The organism is Dactylosporangium darangshiense (assembly GCF_039537565.1).
GTDB lineage: Bacteria > Actinomycetota > Actinomycetes > Mycobacteriales > Micromonosporaceae > Dactylosporangium > Dactylosporangium darangshiense.
Genome location: NZ_BAABAT010000003.1, coordinates 160554 through 179091, shown reverse-complemented (window position 1 = coordinate 179091; position 18538 = coordinate 160554). Strand labels below are relative to the sequence as shown.

At 72.6% G+C, this 18538-nt stretch carries 16 protein-coding genes; 9 read left to right on the top strand and 7 right to left on the bottom strand.

Annotation, left to right across the window (positions count from 1 at the left end; translation table 11 throughout):
• Positions 1-17 precede the first annotated feature (17 nt).
• On the top strand, positions 18-1208 hold the full coding sequence (locus ABD901_RS07520; protein WP_345122688.1) for a tetratricopeptide repeat protein: 1191 nt from the start codon (positions 18-20) through the stop codon (positions 1206-1208).
• A gap of 69 nt (positions 1209-1277) precedes the next feature.
• Entirely contained in the window at positions 1278-1844 is a 567-nt protein-coding gene (locus ABD901_RS07515; RefSeq protein WP_345122687.1) for a GtrA family protein, read from the top strand.
• 200 nt (positions 1845-2044) lie between these two features.
• On the opposite strand, the gene ABD901_RS07510 is transcribed toward ABD901_RS07515, so the two are convergent.
• The 4 genes from ABD901_RS07510 to ABD901_RS07495 form a co-directional block, all read right to left on the bottom strand.
• The gene (locus ABD901_RS07510; protein WP_345122686.1) at positions 2045-2377 is read right to left on the bottom strand and encodes an STAS domain-containing protein; all 333 of its coding nucleotides are present in this window, start codon (positions 2375-2377) and stop codon (positions 2045-2047) included.
• A gap of 402 nt (positions 2378-2779) precedes the next feature.
• Complete coding sequence (locus ABD901_RS07505) at positions 2780-3385, bottom strand: MarR family winged helix-turn-helix transcriptional regulator (protein WP_345122685.1); 606 nt, start codon at positions 3383-3385, stop codon at positions 2780-2782.
• 138 nt (positions 3386-3523) lie between these two features.
• The gene (locus ABD901_RS07500) at positions 3524-4909 is read right to left on the bottom strand and encodes a DUF1501 domain-containing protein (RefSeq protein ID WP_345122683.1); all 1386 of its coding nucleotides are present in this window, start codon (positions 4907-4909) and stop codon (positions 3524-3526) included.
• 5 nt (positions 4910-4914) lie between these two features.
• Positions 4915-6846, bottom strand: coding sequence for a DUF1800 domain-containing protein (locus tag ABD901_RS07495; protein WP_345122681.1), 1932 nt, complete (start codon positions 6844-6846; stop codon positions 4915-4917).
• 222 nt (positions 6847-7068) lie between these two features.
• Between ABD901_RS07495 and ABD901_RS07490 the strand changes: the two genes are divergently transcribed.
• Together ABD901_RS07490 and ABD901_RS07485 are read left to right on the top strand one after the other, a co-directional pair.
• Positions 7069-9042: a sensor histidine kinase gene (locus ABD901_RS07490; RefSeq protein WP_345122679.1), complete on the top strand. Its 1974-nt coding sequence runs from the start codon at positions 7069-7071 to the stop codon at positions 9040-9042.
• Positions 9039-9431: a roadblock/LC7 domain-containing protein gene (locus ABD901_RS07485; RefSeq protein WP_345122677.1), complete on the top strand. Its 393-nt coding sequence runs from the start codon at positions 9039-9041 to the stop codon at positions 9429-9431. The genes ABD901_RS07490 and ABD901_RS07485 overlap by 4 nt, the downstream gene beginning before the upstream one ends.
• A gap of 13 nt (positions 9432-9444) precedes the next feature.
• Here the strand turns inward: ABD901_RS07485 and ABD901_RS07480 are convergent, their stop codons facing one another.
• Complete coding sequence (locus ABD901_RS07480) at positions 9445-10425, bottom strand: YihY/virulence factor BrkB family protein (RefSeq protein WP_345122675.1); 981 nt, start codon at positions 10423-10425, stop codon at positions 9445-9447.
• 162 nt (positions 10426-10587) lie between these two features.
• Here ABD901_RS07480 and ABD901_RS07475 point away from each other — a divergent pair, with 162 nt between their 5' ends.
• A complete protein-coding gene (locus tag ABD901_RS07475) occupies positions 10588-11433 on the top strand; it encodes a hypothetical protein (protein WP_345122673.1) in 846 nt (281 codons plus the stop codon).
• Here ABD901_RS07475 and ABD901_RS07470 read toward each other — a convergent pair.
• Positions 11391-11774 (bottom strand): MerR family transcriptional regulator, encoded by a 384-nt coding sequence (locus tag ABD901_RS07470; RefSeq protein ID WP_345122671.1) that lies wholly within the window; start codon positions 11772-11774, stop codon positions 11391-11393. The two genes, ABD901_RS07475 and ABD901_RS07470, sit on opposite strands and share 43 nt — an antisense overlap.
• A gap of 50 nt (positions 11775-11824) precedes the next feature.
• On the opposite strand from ABD901_RS07470, the gene ABD901_RS07465 reads away from it, so the two are divergent.
• From ABD901_RS07465 to ABD901_RS07455, 3 genes are all read left to right on the top strand, one after another.
• Positions 11825-12793, top strand: coding sequence for an aldo/keto reductase (locus tag ABD901_RS07465; protein ID WP_345122669.1), 969 nt, complete (start codon positions 11825-11827; stop codon positions 12791-12793).
• A gap of 197 nt (positions 12794-12990) precedes the next feature.
• Positions 12991-14808: an anthranilate synthase family protein gene (locus ABD901_RS07460; RefSeq protein WP_345122667.1), complete on the top strand. Its 1818-nt coding sequence runs from the start codon at positions 12991-12993 to the stop codon at positions 14806-14808.
• 183 nt (positions 14809-14991) lie between these two features.
• Positions 14992-16200, top strand: a complete 1209-nt coding sequence (locus ABD901_RS07455; protein WP_345122665.1) for an MFS transporter — start codon at positions 14992-14994, stop codon at positions 16198-16200.
• A 338-nt stretch (positions 16201-16538) separates the two neighbouring features.
• Here the strand turns inward: ABD901_RS07455 and ABD901_RS07450 are convergent, their stop codons facing one another.
• Positions 16539-17486, bottom strand: a complete 948-nt coding sequence (locus tag ABD901_RS07450) for an NADP-dependent oxidoreductase (protein ID WP_345122663.1) — start codon at positions 17484-17486, stop codon at positions 16539-16541.
• A 71-nt stretch (positions 17487-17557) separates the two neighbouring features.
• Here ABD901_RS07450 and ABD901_RS07445 point away from each other — a divergent pair, with 71 nt between their 5' ends.
• Positions 17558-18535, top strand: coding sequence for a GlxA family transcriptional regulator (locus tag ABD901_RS07445; RefSeq protein WP_345122661.1), 978 nt, complete (start codon positions 17558-17560; stop codon positions 18533-18535).
• Positions 18536-18538 lie beyond the last annotated feature (3 nt).

The following is an 18538-nucleotide window of genomic DNA, read 5'->3' as shown; positions in this document are numbered from 1 at the left end:
CAGGGCGGAGGGATACTGTGAGTGCTGTCGATGTCACCGATCGCTTGGACGAGATCGAGCGGCGGATCGTGGGCTGGGACTTCCCCGGCGCCCGCGACGCCGTCCAGGACCTGCTGGGCGAGCCGCTGTCCGACGACGACCGGCTCACCGCCCGCCGCCTGCTGGCCGAGGTCCTGCGCGAGCTCGGCGACCTCGACGGGGCCTATGACCTGGCCGACGCCGTCGCCGCCCAGGCCGAGCGCCGCTACGGCCCCGACGACCCGCGCACCGTCCACGCCGTCGCGGTCCTGGCCGCCGTCCGCCACGACTACGACGAGTGGGACGCGGCCGAGCGCCTCTACCACCGCGTGCTGGACAGCGGCGTCGAGGAGCACGGCGCCGAGCCCGTCCGCCGGGCCGTGCGCCTCGCCCGCGTCAACCTCGCCCTGCTGTTGCGCGACCGCGGCGAGACCGGGCTCGCGCTGAGCATCCTCAACGCCGCGTACGTGATCCATCGCCGCGAGTACGGCGCCGACGACCTCGACACCATCCGCATCGCCGCCGAGCTCGCCGCGCTGCTGTACGCCCAGGGCGAGGTCCAGGCGGCCCGCCGCCTGTTCACCCTGGCGCACGCCGCCGCCCGGGCGCGCCTGGGCACCCGGCACCCGTTCACGAAGGCGGTGGAGTGGGAGCTGGCGGCCGTGGAGCCCCCGATGCCCTCGGCCCCGGTCACCGCGCCCCCGGCGCTCGTGGCCGACCCCGTGGTGGCCGAAGAGCCAGGCTTCGTCGAAGAGCCGATGCCGCCGCGCCGGTCGCGGTCCGTGTGGCCGCTGGTGTCCGTGGTGGTCGTTGTTGTTTCCGCGTCGGTACTCGCTGTGCTCCTGCTGTGGCGCCATCCCGCACCGGCGACGTCACCCTCCGTACCGTTCACGAGCGCACAGGGCGCCTCGCCGGCGGTGAGCCGCCCGCCCGTGACCGTCACCCAGTTACGCCTGCGCGACGAGGGCGCGCAGCTCACCGTCACCTGGCTGCCACTGCCCGTGACCATGGTCGTCGCCCTGTCGAAGGCGGGCGCACCCGCCGTCGTGATCGCGCGGGTGCCGCCCGGCACCGGGGAGTACGTCATCCGCGGCGTCGACCCGAAGACGCGCTACTGCGTGGTGGTCGGCGCATTGGACGACACCGTCGCCGTGACCCCCGCTACGTCCGTGTGCACGGCCGATCGCTGACAGTTCCGATTCGCGTTTCCGGTCACCGCGGTCGGCATATCGCAAGGTTCGCTGGGTATAGTCCGGCCGATGCGGCTAACAGACCGGACCCTCAATCGGCTGCCCCGGCCAATGGCAGACCTGCTGCGCAAGAACCGCGAGACAGTGAAGTTCGTCATCGTGGGTGGTTTCTGCTACGTCGTGAGCCTGGTCGCCAACTACGCGCTGCGCCTCACGGTGCTCGACGCGAAGCCGGTCACCGCTCTGACGATCGCCAATATCATCGCAACCGTCGTCTCGTACTTCCTGAACCGCGAGTGGTCCTTCCGCACCCGCGGCGGCCGCCGCCGCCACCACGAGATGTTCCTGTATACCGTGGTGAACGGCATCGGCGTGGCCGTGAACTCGGCGCCCCTGTGGATCGCCCAGTACATCTTCGGCCTGCACGCCCCGAACGTGAGCCGCACCACCGAGGAGATCAGCGACTTCATCTTCGGCATGGTCATCGGCGTCGCCCTGGCGATGATCTTCCGCCTGTGGGCGTACCGCGTCTGGGTCTTCCCCCACGACGACGTCCGCCCGGCCCCGAAGCGCCACGAGGTCCCCACGCAGCCCGCCGTCCCGACCCCGGCCGGCGACTCGCCGGGTGGCGCCTGATCGCTGCCGGCTCGCTGTAACTTTCCCGGCAACTCCCTCGGAGCGCGGTAGCTCTCGGTAGCCAATCCTTGCGTTGGCCCGACGGCTGCGCACCGTTCGAAATCCGGCGCTCCGCGCCGGATTTTTCGCCCGCCAGGCGAAAAATCCGTCATGCCGCTTTCTGCCGCACATCCGCCCTGTCCGTGGCCATGGCCGGGCGGTCAGAAGACGATGTGGTCCGCGTCGTTCTCGGCCGGGACGCCGAGCATCTCGTCCACGCCCGCGATGCGCAGCTGCCGGTGCACGAACGGGCTGGCCCGCCACACGACGACCCGCACGCCCTCCGCCCCGGCCTCGCGCTGTGCGCCGACCAGGGCGCCGACCGCCGCCGAGTCCAGGAACGTGACCAGGCCCAGGTCCACGCGCAGGACCCTGGGCCGGCGCTGGGCGGCCGCGGAGACGATCTCCTGACGCAGCGTGGCCGCGTTGCTGTGGTCGACCTCGCCACGCACGGAGAGCACCGTCGATCCGTCCATCATGACGGTGGTCGTCATCGACATGCTCATGGCGCACCCCGGCTGGTCACCCGAACAGCATAGGAGCACTTCCCGCCGCACGCAGCGGTCGCCCGGCCCCGGGTTCACCGATGCGAGCACATCGAGGGCGTGACCGGCCGTGTGCCGTACGCGAGTGTGCACGCGGCGTGCGCGAGCCTCCGGCAAAAGCAACAAGACTCGCACGACCCGCAATATCGTGAAATGTCCGATAAGTCAGGCGCGCCAGCGCCGGACTTATCGCGCCCAAAGCCGGACCCGTCGGACGCGAAGCCGGACCCGCCCGCACCCGGGCCCACCCGATCCGGACCCGTCGGCCCTGGACCAGTCGGCCCGGACCCGTCGGCCCTGGACCTGAGGCCGGGGACGGGGTCGGACCCGAAGACCGATGGCCGGCCGGAACTACCGCGCGGGCTGGGGAGGGGCGCCGGGAATGTGGTCGGGGCAGTGCAGGCGCAGCTCCTGGTAGCCGAAGGGCGCATCCACGAACCAGCAGTGGTGCGGCGTCGGCGTGCCCGGATGGCGATACCCGTCGAAGAAGCGGCACGACAGGCACATCCGCGTCACCGGGATGCTGTGCTGCTGCTGCAGCAGGCCGATCTTCGCCGTCACCATCCGCAGCAGGCGGGCCTGCTGGCTGTCCGTCAGCCCCTCGACCTCCGACAGCAGCTTGTCGGCCCAGTTCCCGGGGGCGGGCGTGGTGGCCAGGCCGCGGTCGGTGGCGGCCACGCGCATGTCGCGCGCCGCGTAGGACGGTGCCGGGCGCATCTCGACCAGGCCCTGCGCGATCAGCGGCGAGAGCAGCGCCATCGTCACGGCGACGGAGGAGCCCAGGTCGCCGGCGAGGTCGGAGAGGCGGTACTCGCGGTCGCGGCGGCCCAGCAGCAGCATCACCTGACGGTGGGCCGGAGGGAGGCCGTGTTCGGGCTCCGGACCGTCCGTGGGGGCCATGACGGCCACCCGGACGAGTCCGGCCACGAGCTTCTGGGCCTGCGCTTCCAGCGTCACGGGCAACCTCCGGGAAGGAGTGTGCGTACCAGCACCCTAGTCCCGCACGTCGATCAACAGGGGGCGCGACGCGGCCGAATTCCGGTTCCCGGCGTACCAAATAAGCTGCATATGACGGAAAAATCGGGTGAAACGGGGCTAGGCCTTGAAGACGCCCAGGGTCTTGAAGGTGTGGTTGGGGAAGATCGCGGCCGAGTCGCCGACGCCGAAGCGCTGCTTGAGCATCTCCGCCAGGATGTCGCGGTAGTCGTTGGCGCCGGCGACGTCGCCCTGGTCCAGGGCCGACGGGGACAGGCCGGGCCAGTTGCCGTGCACCTTGCCGCCGTTGAGGCCGCCGCCGAAGAGCAGCATCGCGTTGCCGTGGCCGTGGTCGACGCCGACGTTGCCGTTCTCCTGCACGCGGCGGCCGAACTCGCTCATCGTGATGACCGTCGTGGTCTCCAGGGCCGGGCCGATGTCGGTGCAGAAGGCGCCGATCGCGTCGGAGAGGTTGGTCAGCGAGTTGCGCATGTCGCCGCCGTCGACGCGGCCGAGGTTGGTGTGCATGTCCCAGCCGCCGACGTCGAGCGCGGCGACGCGCAGGCCGACGCCGGCCTTGAGCAGCTGGGCGATGTCGCGCAGGCTGTTGGCGAGGCCGCCGCCCGGGTACTGCACGCCATCGGCCGGCCGGTACTGCGTCGTGGCGAGCTTCTGCGCGGTGCTGATCGCCTGCAGGGTGCTGCCCGCGGTGGTGGCCAGAGGGTGGTCCAGGCCGGTGTACAGCGTCTTGAGCGCGTCCATCGTCTGGCTGCGCATGTTGTCGTTGTCGATGCGGAAGTCGCGCATCCCGTTGAGCACGATCGCCTGCTCGCCGCCGACGAGGGAGCGCGGCAGCGCCGAGCCCTGCGCGATCGCGCGGAACGTCGTGCCCGGGCCCATCTGCGCCAGGACCCGGTCCAGCCAGCCGGTGCGCACCGCGACCGACGAGGCGCCGCGCTCCAGGGCGTCCTGGGCCTGGAAGTGGCTGCGGCTGGCGTCGGGGGAGGCCACGGCGTGCACCGCGGCCATCTTGCCGGCGTCCCACAGCGGATAGAGCGACGTCATGGCCGGATTGAGGCCGAAGCCGCGCCCGGCCGCCTTCATGGCCGCCATCGGTACCGCGATGTTCGGCCGCATCTGCTTGTAGTTCGCGTCGTCGCCGGGCGCCACGACGGACAGGCCGTCCATCCCGCCGCGCAGGAAGATGACGACGAGCGTGTTCTTGTTGTCCGTCGGCGCGGCGAACGACACCCGGCTGGTCACCAGCTGCGTGCCGAGCGCGGCGACCCCGACGAAGCCCGCGCCCTGCACGAGGCGCCGGCGGGTGAAGCCCTTGCTCCACTTGTCGCGGTCGGCGGCCAGCTCGTCCGTCACCTTGTCGGCCTGCACGCGCAGCGCGGCCTCGCACAGGTTGGGCCCGTGCCGGCGCAGCTCGTCGAGGGAGGCCGGGCGGCGCTCGCCGTCCGGCAAGGCCGCATCACGGGAGCCGTCGGGATATTCGGTCATGTGCCTCACCGCAGCGCGTGGTAGACGGAGTCGAGGATCAGCGGGGCCAGCAGGGGCAGCTTGCCGCCGAGGTTGTTGTCGGTGATGCGCGTGTCCGCCTTGGCGCCCATGAACTTGATCAGGGCGTCCTTCTCGTTCTGCTGCATCGGCTGGAAGATCAGCCGGTTGGACAGCACGTCGAGGTACGTGCCGAGCGTCGCCGCCGGCTGCGTGACGAGCGTGTCGGCCTTGGGGTTGTTGAGGCCCTTCCACTGCTGCTGCATGAACGCCCGGTGCGCGTTCCACGTCTCGAGCATGCCGGCCGCGGAGCTCCACGCCGTGGCGACGTCGGGGTAGCCGTCCGGCGGCCCCCAGCCCAGCGGCGGCTGGCCGAGCTTGTTCGTGAAGGTGTACATGTCCTCGAGCGCGTTCGCCGTGTCCGCGCCCGGCGTGGTGCCGACGACCCGCGCCGTTGCCACGAAGTTCTCCAGCGGCCGGCGGGTCTTGAGCCCGGTGGCGATCCAGAACTCCAGCGACCGGAACAGCACCTTGAGCACCGGCGCGATCGCCGAGCCGCTCTCCTGGTAGGTCTTGGCCAGCCGATCCACGAGGCCCTGCGGCGGGGTGTCACACACGAACCGCACGCACAGCTTGCGCGCGACGTAGCGCGCCGTGGAGGGGTGGGTGGCCAGGTACAGCAGGTAGGCGTCGCCGACGGCGAGGCCGTCCTTGGCGGACTTGTTCGCGTGCTGGAAGCCCAGCACCTTGACCGCGCCCGTCCAGTGCTTGTTCTGGTCGTACTTGAACATGCCGTCGCGCGTGGCGGTGCGCCCGGTCATGAGGTACGCCGAGTTGCGCACGTCCTTCTCGTTGTACCCGCCGTCGATGCCGACGGTGTGCAGCTCGAGCAGCTCCCGGCCGTAGTTCTCGTTGACGTTGCGCTTGTCCGACGAGGTGTTGTCGAGGTACCGCATCATCGCCGGGTCGCGCGCGGAGGCGATGAGCATGTCGGAGAACTTGCCCAGCGCGTGCTTGCGGATGACGCCCACGTCGTAGGGGCCGCGCACGTCCCAGCCGCCGTCGAACGGGCTGGTCACGTTGAGGTGGTTGTTCCAGAAGTCGACCATGACCTCGAACAGCTGCCGGCTGCTCCACATCTGCCGGGCCAGCACCGCGCGGGTCAGCTCGTACATCGGCTTGTTGTCGCCGTCCTTGACCGACGAGCGGATGTCCGCGGTCGACATCGTCGCGGTCGGCACGGCCTTGAGCGCCGCGTCGGCGAGCGGGTCGGCGATCTTGTCCGGATCGAGCTGCTGGTCGATCCAGGCGTCGATGCCCATCTGCTTGACCGCGGCGATGTCGGCCGTCGTCGGCCCGAAGGTGGCGCGGCGCAGCAGGTGCAGCACCGGGTCGCGGTTGAGCGGCGTCGGGAAGCGCGGCGTGGCCCGCATCGCGGCGACGGCGGCCTGCGAGGGCGTGTCGGCGGTGCCGGAGGCGCCCAGGTCGTTGAGGTCGCCCTGCCCGCTGGTGTAGCTCGAGTCGCGGTTGGAGAACGAGCCCGCGTCGCGCGGCGAGACGTTGCCGCCGCCGCTGCCGGTCTTGACGAAGTCGTCGGGGTCGGCCGCGACCGGCCCGAACATCGCCGCGGCGCCGGTGCCGAGCGCGCCGAGGGCGACGGCGCCGCCGCCGAGGGCCATGAGCGCCTGGCGGCGGTTGCGGGTCAGCTCGTGCAGTGCCGGCCGTCCGGTGCGCAGCCAGGCGGGTGCGGGCCCGGCGGCACGACGGGAGGGCTTGTCGCTCGTGGCGGCGTCGTTGTCCGCGGCGGTACCGCCGGAGGCCTCCGCCGGCGACTGCAGCACGCGCGGCATCGGGAACTCGCCGGTGTAGTCCGAGAAGAACGCGCCCTTCACCTTCTTGGGCGCGTCGCCCGGGTCATCAGAGAAGAGCCGTTCTGGCACGCTAGGGAATCTAGTGAGCCCCCGTTCGCCCCTCAAGCCGGGCGGCGCGAGGACGCTTCAACTTTGTCTTTGTTCTTGCTTAAGTGACCGTTTTTCTTCGCGAACCCGGGGAAAACCGGCAGGTTTACCATGATCGATGACGATCACCAAAAGTCATCCCTTCCGCACGGATTGCTCAGGGTGTACGCATAGGTGACCGGACGAGGGCAGGGGGTAGCGGCTGTGTACGACGCTGCGCCCGACCGCGGGCCCCGATTCGTCGCCGCCAAGGTCAGCCTCGTCCTGCTCGTGCCGCTGCTGGGCCTGCTCGGCCTCGCCGGCGTCGCCGCCGAGGGCTACACCCGCCAGGCCACGGTCGCCGGCGAGCTGCGCACCGCCGTCGCTGCCGGAGTGGCCGCCGACCGGGCCGCCACCGCGCTCGCCCGCGAGCGCTACGCCGCCGCCGTGTTCCTGCAGACCGGCACCGCCGAGGACCGCGCCGGGCTGGACGCCGCCGCCGCGGCCACCGACCCCGCCGTCGCCGCCCTGCGCGCCGCCGCCGGCCCCGCCGGCCTGGCGCCGCCGTCGCTCGACGGCCTGGCCGCCCTGCGCGGGCGCGTGTCCGCCGGCGACGAGGGAGTGGCGGCGGGGGAGTACCTCATGGCGTACACCCAGATGGAAAGCGACCTCGTGGCGCTGCGCCAGTCCGTGGCCGGCCGCTCCGGCCCCGGCGACGTCCTCGCCGCCGCCCGCGCGTCGGGCTGGCTCGCCGTCGCCCGCGAGCAGCTCGCCCAGATCCAGCTGCTCGACCTGCGCGGCGCCGGCACCCCCGCCCGCCGCGAGGACCTCGCCGCGCACCGCGCCACCCACCTCGACGCCCTGCGCCGCTTCGCCGACACCGCGCCGCCGGCCCTGCGCGACCGCCTCGCCCAGGTCCCGTCCGGCCTCGGCGGCGACGCCCAGCCGGCCCTCGACGCCCTCGCCGACCTCGCCACCGCCGCCGGCGCCGCCGAGACCGCGCTCGCCGCGTCCGCGCGGGACCGGCAGGGCCGCATCGTCGTCGCCGGCCTCGCCGTCGTCCTGCTCCTGGCCGTCGGGTCGGTGACCCTGGCCGCGGTCGTCGCGCGCTCCCTGCGCCGCGGCGGCCCCGGCCCGCGGCGGCGCCGCAAGGCCGCACCGCCCGCCGCCACGGACCCCGCGGGCCTGACCGTCACCGCGGACCGGCCCCTGCGGCCGATGGCCCCCACGGCCCGCGGCGACGGCGACGAGCCGGCCGGGCTCGGGGCCGGCAGCCCCGCCGCCCTCGCCGGCCTGGCCCGCAAAAGCCAGCGCCTCGCCGACGCGCTCGTGCAGCACCTCGACGCCGCCGAGCGCGACGAGGCCGACCCCGAGCGCCTCGCCCAGCTCTTCGCCTTCGACCACCTGGCCACCCGCATCCGCCACGACAACCAGAGCCTGCTCGTGCTCGCCGGCGGCTACAGCGCCACCGGGCGCCGCGACCCCGTCGGCCTCGTGGACCTGCTGCGCGCCGCGCAGTCGCGGATCGAGGACTACCGCCGCGTCGAGTACGCGATGATCGCCCCCGACGTGCACGTCGCACCGCAGGCGGCCGACGACGTGGTACACCTGCTGGCCGAGCTGTTCGACAACGCCGCCCGCTACGGCCCGCCCGACCGCCCCGTCCTCGTCGAGGGCCGCCGCGCCGGCGAGGGCGCGGCCGTCGTGGTCGCCGACCGCGGCCCCGGCCTGGCGTCGGAGCGCCTGGCGGAGCTCAACGCCCGCCTCGCCGGCACCACGCCGGAGGAGCCCGGCGACGGACCGCACGCGGGCCTGGCGGTCGTCGCCCGCCTGGCCGCCCGCCACGGGCTGTCGGTCACCCTGCAGCTGCCCCCGAAGGGGCACGGCCTGCGCGCCCTCGTGCACCTGCCCGCCGCCGTCGTCGTGCTCGTTCCCGCCGCGACCGGCCCGCTGGCCACCCGCCGCCCCACGCCGCGCACCCCGTGGCGCCCGGCCCTGCCCGGCGGCGAGCCCGTCGACGTGCCGCACCCGCGCTCGACCCTCGTCCCGGTGGTACCGGGCCCCGTGCCGGCCCCGGACGGCCCTACGGTGGAGGCCGAGCCGGAGGCCGTCCGGGAGCTCCTGACCGGCCAGCAGCACGCGACCGCCGAGCATCCGGTGACCGCGTCGACGACAACGGAAGGACGACCTTCGGCATGACACCGACCACGGGGCTGGACTGGCTGCTGAGCGGCTTCACCCAGCGAGTCGGCGGCGTACGCCACACCGTCGCCGTCTCCGGCGACGGGCTGCTGGTCGCCGCGTCGAACGAGCTGCCGCCGGAGCGCGCCGACCAGCTCGCCGCGATGGTCGCCGGGGTCGTCTCCCTCGCACAAGGCCTGTCCGCGTGCACGCAGGCCGGCCCGGTGCAGCGCACCATCGTGGAGATGGGCCGCAGCCTGCTGTTCGTCATGGCCCTCGGCGAGGGCGACACCCTGGCCAGCCTCGCCGCGATGGTCCAGCCCGGCTGTGACGTCGGCCAGGTGGCGTTCGAGCTGTCCGGCCTGGTCGACCAGGTGGGCGCCGCCCTGACGCCCACCACCCGCTAGCGGGCCCGGGGGCTCAGGTCAGCCCGACGTCGTGGTCCTTCTTGACGTGGCTCTCGTCGCGCAGCGGGACGTAGGGCTCGTCGTCGGCGGCCTGGCCCGCCTCGATCGCGCGCCCGCGCTCGAGCTCGGCGTCGAACTCCGCGCCCAGCAGGATCGCCATGTTGGAGATCCACAGCCAGACCAGGAACGCGATGATGCCGCCGAGCGTGCCGTACGTCTTGTTGTACGAGCTGAAGTTCGACACGTAGATCACGAAGCCGCCCGAGGCGGCCATCCAGATGAACACCGCGAGGACCCCGCCGGGGGTGATCCAGCGGAAGCCGTGCTGCTGGGCGTTCGGCGACGCCCAGTACAGGATCGCCAGGACCAGCATCACCACCAGCAGCAGCAGCGGCCACTTGACGATGTCGAAGACCTGCACCGCCTCCTTCGACAGGCCGATCCAGCCGCCGGCCTGCTCGGCGAAGCGGCCCGTGAACACGATGCTCAGCGCCGCCACCGCGATCAGCGTGCCGACCGCGATCGTGATGCCCAGGCGGATCGGCAGCACTTTCCAGATCGGGCGCCCCTCCGGCACGTCGTAGATGGCATTCGCGGCGCGCATGAACGCCCCGACGTACCCCGACGCCGTCCACAGCGCGCCGAGCAGGCCGACGATCGCCAGCAGGCCCGCCGAGTGGGAGCCCTTCTTCAGCTCGTCGACGGCGCCGGTGACCGGGGCCGCGATCGAACCCGGGAACATCTCCTGGGCGTTCTTGAGTACCGCATCCTCGGTCGTGCCCGTGAGCAGCAGGCCGGAGACCGACAGCAGCACGAGGATGCCCGGGAAGATCGACAGCACGCCGTAGTACGTCAGCGCGGCGGCCCAGTCGGTGAGGTTGTCGTTGTTGAACTCCTTCACCGTGCGCTTCAGCACGTCGATCCACGAGCGCCTGCTGAGCCCGGTCGGCGAGTCGGGCCCGCCCTCGGCCGGATCCGCTGCAGAGGAAGTCATGGCGCCACCTCGTCCGGGTCGGTGTACAGCTTCCTATGCCCCACGAGTGCTGCCCGTTAACGTTACGGCGCGACCCTTCCCGCCCGGATCAGCGCCGTCTGCACGGTGCCGGCCGGTTCCGTGGCGCGCAACGCCGCGTGCGGACTGCTAGCGTGCCGTTGCATGGACGGCGAAGGGCGCTCGCTCGGCGACCTGCTGCGCTTCGAGCGCCCGCCGCCGGCCACCCCGGCCAGCCGCCGCCTGCGCCGGTTGCTGCTGCTCACCGCCCTGGCCACCGTCGCCGTGGACGTCGTCAACCTGCACTACGCCGCCGAGGCCGGCCTCGCCCTGGCGGTGCGCACCGGGTGGGCGCTCCTGCGCGCCTTCGGCTTCCTGTTCCTCATGCGCGAGGTGCGCTTCGGCCGGCTGACCGCCCGGCCGCTCGGGCTGATCCTGGCGGTCACCACGGTGTTCGCCTCGGCCCGCCTCGTCCAGCCGAAGGAGGGCGCGCTGCTGCCCCGCGGCCCGGTCGTCGCCGGGCTGATCGTCGTCGCGGCGCTCTGCTCGGTCGTGCTCTGGCAGCTGTTCCGCTCCCCGGCCGTGGAGGCGCACCTGACCCGGCGCCGGCCGCGGCGCGTGGTGCCGCCGTGGGTGCTCACGGCGCGGGTGGCGGCGCTGTCGTACTCCGCGCTGATGTTTGTCCCGTGTCTGGTCGCGCTCGGCACGCTGTTCGGCACGCCGCGCCTGCGGCCGGAGATCGCGGTGCCGCTGGTGGTGTCCTGGTTCGTGCTGTCGCTGGTCACGGGGTTCATTGCGGGCCTCATCAGCTTCGCCACGCTGTTCGGCCACGCCTGGGCCCGGCTGCTGCTGGCCATGATCTCCGCGTTCGTACTGCTGGTGCAGCCGACGCTGTGCTGGCTGCTGCTGGGCGCGGACGGGCTGATCCGCGACGGCGTTCCGATGGCGCTCGCCGCGCTGCTGTGCCTCTACGGCCTGGCCAGATCCGGGGGCGGCTCGCCCTCCGCGTAGACCTTGATCTTGTACTCGATCGTCTGCAGGTCCTCCTGCAGGGCGACGATGCGCTCCAGCACCTGCTGGCGGTGCTCCTCGAGCAGCACGCGGCGCTCTTCGTAGGTCGACGGGCCGACGCGGCACAGGTCGGCGTAGCGCCGCATCTCCTGGATCGTCATCCCGGTCGCCTTGAGGCGGGTGAGGATGCGCAGCATCGCCAGGTCGGTGTCGGAGTATCTGCGGTGGCCGTTGCTGCCGCGCTCGGGCGGGCTGAGCAGCCCGGCGCGCTCGTAGTACCGCAGGGTGTGTGCGGTCAGCCCGGTGTGCCCGGCGACCTCCGCGATCGTGTACCCCTCCACCCGGCCAGTCTATTTGACTTAGAGCGCGCTCGAAGGGGCACCGTGGAGGCATGCGAACGAGAAACCTCGGTGCACTGACCACGTCCGCACTCGGCCTCGGCTGCATGGGGATGAGCGAGTTCTACGGCCCCGGCGACGACGCCGAGTCGATCACGACCATCCACCGCGCGCTCGACCTCGGCGTGACGCTGCTCGACACCGCCGACATGTACGGCCCGTTCACCAACGAGCAGCTCGTCGGCCGGGCGATCGCCGGCCGCCGCGACGAGGTGGTGCTGGCCACGAAGTTCGGCATCCAGCGCGAGGGCGGCAACCGGCGGATCAACGGCACCCCCGAGTACGTGCGGCGGGCCGTGGACGCGTCGCTGCAGCGCCTCGGCGTCGAGCACATCGACCTGTACTACCAGCACCGCGTCGACCCGGCCGTGCCGATCGAGGAGACCTGGGGCGCCCTGGCCGAGGCGGTCGCCGCCGGCAAGGTCCGCCACCTGGGCATCTCCGAGGCGGCCCCGGCGACGGTGCGCCGTGCCCACGCGGTGCACCCGGTGGCGGCGGGGCAGTACGAGTACTCGCTGTGGACCCGCGACCCCGACGACGAGATCCTGCCGCTGTTCCGCGAGCTCGGCATCGGCCTGGTCGCCTACAGCCCGCTCGGCCGCGGCTTCCTCAGCGGCGAGATCACCAGCCCGGAGCAGTTCTCCCCGGGCGACTTCCGCGCCTCCAACCCGCGCTTCCAGGGCGAGAACTTCCAGCGCAACCTCGACCTGGTCGCCGACGTGCGCCAGCTCGCCGAGGCCAAGGGCGCCACCCCGGCGCAGCTGGCCCTCGCCTGGGTGCTCGCGCAGGGCGAGGACGTCGTGCCGATCCCGGGCACGAAGCGGCGCACCTACCTCGAGCAGAACGTCGCCGCGCTGGACGTCACCCTCACCGCCGAAGACCTGGCCGCGATCGAGAAGCTCTCGATCGGCCGCGACGTCGCCGGCGACCGGTACGCCGAGATGGGCTCGATCGGCAAGTAGTGCTGGCGCGCACGAGGCAGAGCCCGTACGCTCTGCCTCGTGACCGCGCGACTCAATTCCCAGTGGTGGCCCGCCTGACGAGGCGGCCCACTCTCGCGCGATGACTTCCGCGGCCGCCCATCGAGGCGGCCGTTCTGCTTTCCCGGGGAGCCGGGGCCGCCTCGCACGCGGCCACCGATCCCGAAGGGAACCCCGAGATGCTCATCGACCCGAAGGCCCCGTTCGCGCTGCTGCGCCGCGAGGGCCGCGCCGCCGTCGAGGTGCTCACCGGCCCGGTGTCCACGGTGGACACGCTCGCCGAGATCCCGGACGAGTGCCTGGCGCTCGTGCCGTTCCGCCAGGTCCGCGAGCGCGGCTTCGACTGCGTCGACGACGGCACCCCGCTGTCCGTGCTGCGCATCGAGGCCCGCCGCGAGGTCGCCGTCGACGACGTCCTCGCCGCCCTGCCCGACGCTCCGCTGGAGTTCTCCGGCGCCGGCTTCGATGTCGGCGACGACGAGTACGCCGCCATCGTGGACACCGTGCTGCGCGAGGAGATCGGCCGCGGCGAGGGCTCCAACTTCGTCATCCACCGGGTCTTCGGCGCCGACCTGGCGGGCGACCCCGTCACCGCCGCGCTCACCGTCTTCCGCCGCCTGCTGACCCGCGAGCGCGGCGCGTACTGGACGTTCGTCGTGCACACCGGCGAGCGCACCCTCGTCGGCGCGACCCCCGAGCGGCACGTCAGCGTCGAGGACGGCCTCGTCATGATGAACCCGATCAGCGGCACCCTGCGCGGCACCCCGTCCAAGCCCGCCGTCCTGCAGTTCCTGGCCGACCGCAAGGAGATCGACGAGTTGTCGATGGTCCTCGACGAGGAGCTCAAGATGATGGCGACCGTCGCCGACGTCGGCGGCCAGGTCATCGGCCCCTACCTCAAGGAGATGGCGCACCTGGTGCACACCGAGTACCTGCTGGCCGGCCGGGGCTCCCGCGACGTGCGCGACGTGCTGCGCGAGACCATGTTCGCCCCGACCGTCGTGGGCAGCCCCATCGAGAACGCCTGCCGCGTCGTCGCCCGCCACGAGCGGCGCGGCCGCGGCTACTACGGCGCCGTCCTGGCCCTCGTCGGCCGCGACTCGCTGGACGCCCCGATCCTCATCCGGACCGCCGAGATCGACGGCAACGGACGGCTGCGGGTGCCGGTCGGTGCCACGCTGGTGCGCCACTCCACGCCCGACGGCGAGGTTCTGGAGACCCACACCAAGGCCGCAGCGGTACTGCGGGCACTCGGCCTGTCGCCCCAGACCCCGGCGGTGTCGCCGCCCGCACCCGACGTGCGCCTGGCCGCCGACCCGGAGGTCCGGGCCGCGCTCGTGGCCCGCAACGAGACTTTGGCCCCGTTCTGGCTGCAGCCGCGCGACGGCCTGCCCGCCGACCCTGCGCTCGCGGGCCGGCGAGCCCTGGTCGTGGACGCCGAGGACACGTTCACCGGCATGCTCGTACACCAGCTGCGGGTGCTCGGCTTGTCCACGACCCTGGTGCGGTACGACGCCGACATCGACACCACCGCTTACGACCTGGTGATCCCCGGCCCCGGCCCCGGCGACCCGCGCCGGCTCACCGACCCGAAGATGTCCCGCATGCGCGGCATCGTCGAGGCCCGGCTCGCCGCCGGCGCCCCCATGCTCGCCATCTGCCTGAGCCACCAGCTGCTCTGCGGCCTGCTGGACCTGCCGCTGCGCCGCAAGGCATCCCCGTACCAGGGCATGCAGCGCGACATCGACCTCTTCGGCCGCCCGGCGAAGGTCGGCTTCTACTCGACGTTCACGGCCACGAGTCCCGGCCCCGAGCTCGACACCCCGTACGGCCCCGTCGAGGTGTCCCGCGACCCGGCCAACGGCGACGTGCACGCGCTGCGCGGCCGGACCTTCGCGAGCCTGCAGTTCCACCCGGAGTCGGTGCTCAGCCAGCACGGCATCGACCTGCTGCGCACCTTGCTCACGACGCTCCTGGACGCCCCCGTGGCGTTGTAACCTTCGTCCGCCCGGGCGCGCCACTGCCGGCGCGCCCGGCCGCGCACTCTTGCGTTCCGCCGCACGTTCGTCCGGCCCGGGCGCGCCACTGCCGGCGCGCCCGGCCGCGCACTCTTGCGTTCCGCCGCACGGTCGACGATGCTTCCGAAAGAATTTCACTTCTCTTCAGCGGGGAGCCGGCCAGTGGACCAGCGCGACCGCCGGGCACGCGTCGCCGTAGCGGGCGCGTACTTCGTGCAGGGCTTCTGCTTCGCCGGCCTGCTCACGCAGGTCGCCACTCTGCAGAAGAAGTTCGGTTTCGACGACACCCAGCTGTCCCTGGTACTTCTGGCCGTCCCCGTGGTCGCCGGCATCGGCAGCGTCGTGGCCGGCCTGCTCAGCGCCCGCGTCGGCAGTTCACCGGTCCTGCGCTCCGGCGGCCCCGGCGTGTGCCTGGCCATCACCCTGACCGGCCTGGCCACGCAACGCTGGCACCTCTACATCGCCCTGGCGTTCGTCGGCCTCATGCTGGGCCTGGTCGACGCCACCATGAACATGCAGGGCGTGGCGGTCGAGCGCCGCTACCGCCGCCCGGTCCTCAACTCCTTCCACGCCGTCTGGAGCGCCGGCGCGATCCTGGGCGCCCTGGCGACGTCGGGCACCGCCCACCTCGGCTGGTCGATCGCCGCTTCGCTGTCCACGGTGGCGGCGACCGGCGTGGTCCTCGCCCTGCTGGCCGGCTTCGGCCAGCTGCGCCGTGCCGAGGAGGCCCTGGACCCCGAGGCCGCGACCGAGGCCGCCACCGCGGAGTCCCAGATCCCGTGGCGCCCGATCATCCTGGTCGGCATCGCCATGATGCTCATGTTCATCGCCGACTCGGCCGTGTCCAACTGGAGCTCGGTCTTCATCGAGAAGACGCTGAACGCCACCACCAGCGTCGCCGCCCTGGGCCTGGCCGCCTACCAGACCACGATGCTCCTCGGCCGCACGGCCGGCGACCACCTGGTGAGCCGCTTCAGCCCGATGGCGGTCGTCTCGGTGGGCGGCGTGGTGGGCGGCCTGGGCCTGATCCTGGTCGCCGCGTCTCCCACCGCGGCCCTGAGCATCGCCGGCTTCGCCATCGTCGGCCTCGGCCTGTCGTTCGTGGTCCCGCAGTCCTTCTCGGCCGCGGGCCGCCTGGACCCCGCCGGTACCGGAATCGCCATCGCCCGCGTGAACCTCTTCAACTACATCGGCTTCGTGGTCGGCGCCGGCCTGATCGGCGCCGTGGCGGAGGGCTGGTCGTTGCGGTGGGCTTTCGTGGTACCGGCCGTGCTGGCCGCCGGCATCGTGGCCCTGGCCCCGTCGTTCCGCACGCACGCCCCCGCTCCCGCCGCCGCTGCGTCCTCCCCGGAAGCAGCCCCCGCCGCCTGACCATCGCCCCTTTCCGGCCACGGCGTTCTCTCGCACCGCCGGCTCCGGCTGTCCTTGTCCTGTCCTCTTCTCCTCTTCTGGCTGTGCTTCCTCTTCTGGCTGTGGTGTCCCTGCCGGCTGTGGTGTCCCTGCCGGCTGTGGTGTCCGAAAAGTCGGGCGCTCCGCGCCACGACTTTTCGGATTTATACCCCGACAGGCGATAAGTCCGAATCAATGCGAGCTCGGCGCCCTCCCGCCGCGATATCGCCCGCGTCGCACCTGGCGCGCTACAGATTCCGCCCGCGTTGCCGACGGAACGGTCGAACCCGGTCCGGTACATACGCAGTTGCGAACCTGCCTCAGCGCGACGGCGTTTCCGGGGCGACCGTGAGCACGATCTTGCCCGTGGCGGAGCGCCGCTCACCGATTTCGTGCGCCTTCGCGGCGTCCGACAAGGGCAGCACCGTATCCAGGGTCGGCCGCAACAGGCCGCGCTCGACCAGGTCGGCGATCGCGCGCATGCCCGCCTGGTCGGCCTCGACGACCATGAAGATCGAACGGCGGCCCTGCGCCTCGGCGACCGCCGAGAGCGCGGCCTCGGCCGGCGATGCGAGCGACACGACCAGGCCGCCGGGACGCAGGGTCCGCAGCGAACGCGGACCGTACTCGCCGCCGATGGTGTCCAGCACGACGTCCACGTCCGACACGACCTCGGCGAAGTCCTCGGCGGTGTAGTCCACGACCCGGTCCGCGCCCAGCGATCGCACGAACGCGTGCTTGGCCGCGCTCGCCGTCCCGATGACCTCCGCGCCCAGCGCCTTCGCGATCTGCACCGCCACGTGCCCGACGCCGCCGGCGGCCGCGTGCACGAGAACGCGCTGGCCGGGACGTACCGCGGCCACATCCACAAGCGCCTGCCACGCGGTCAGCGAAACGAGCGGCAGCGCCGCCGCCTCGACGTGCGATATTGCAAGCGGCTTGCGAACGAGGTGGCGGGCGGGCACCGCGACGTACTCCGCGTACGTCCCGGCCGGTTCCGGCTGCCGCGGCATCCCGAACACCTCGTCGCCGGCCGCCAACAGCGTGACGCCGGGCCCGATCGCCTCGACGACGCCGGACACGTCCCACCCGAGCGGCACGATGCGCCCCTGCAGGCCCCCGCTCGCGCGGTGCCAGAAGTCGGTCGGGTTCACGCCGGCCGCGTGCACCCGCACGAGCACCTGCGCAAACCCGGGCTCGGGCCGCGCCGTCTCGGCCAGCCGCAGCACCTCGGGACCGCCGAACACATCCTGGGTAATGGCTTTCATGCGCTCGATCCTGCGGCCCGCCCCGGCCACCGGCGAGTGGCTGGATCGCCAACATGTGGAAGGATCTGGCCATGGCCGGACGTCGTCATCGTGTGGTGGTTGTCGCGCTCGACGGGGTGTACCCCTTCGAGCTGAGCATTCCCGTGCGCATCTTCGGAACGGCGACGGGCGAGCGCGGCGAGCCGCTGTACGAGGTGCTCACGTGCAGCCTCGACGGCGGCCCGGTGACCACGGACGCGGACTTCACCGTCGCCGTCGCGCACGGCCCCGAGCTGCTGGCGAGCGCCGGCACGGTCGTCATCCCGCCGTTCGTGGCCTGCGCCGACGACTCCGGCCAGGAGTGGCTGCCGGACCGGCTCGGCGCCGCGCTGCGCACGGTGCGCCCCGGCACGCGGATCGTGTCGCTGTGCACGGCGGCGTTCGCACTCGCCGCCGCGGGCCTGCTCGACGGCCGCCCGGCGACCACGCACTGGAACCGCTCCGAGCAGTTCCGCAACGCGTTCCCAGAAGTCGACCTGCGCCCCGACGTGCTCTTCGTCGACGACGGCGACGTGCTCACCGCGGCCGGCGTCGCCGCGGGCGTCGACCTGTGCCTGCACCTGGTGCGCCGCGACCACGGCAGCGAGGTCGCCAACCGGGTCGCCCGCCTGTGCATCGTCCCGCCGTGGCGCGACGGCGGCCAGGCCCAGTACATCGACCGCCCCGTCCCGCCCGCGGCGGAGGTGAGCACGGCGGCGGTGCGCGAGTGGGCCCTGGAACGCCTGCACGAGCCGTTGTCACTGACCGAACTGGCCGGTCGCGCCCGCATGAGCGTGCGCACGTTCAGCCGCCGCTTCCGCGACGAGGTCGGCCTGACCCCCGTGCAGTGGCTGACCCGCCAGCGCATCGAACATGCAAGACGCTTGCTGGAAACGACCGACCTGCCGGTCGACCGCGTCGCAACGGCCGCCGGTTTCGGAACAGGCGCGTCATTGCGCCAACACCTGTCCACGACCTTGGGCGTCTCCCCGATCGCGTACCGCAACACCTTCCGCGCCTCGGCCCACTGACCC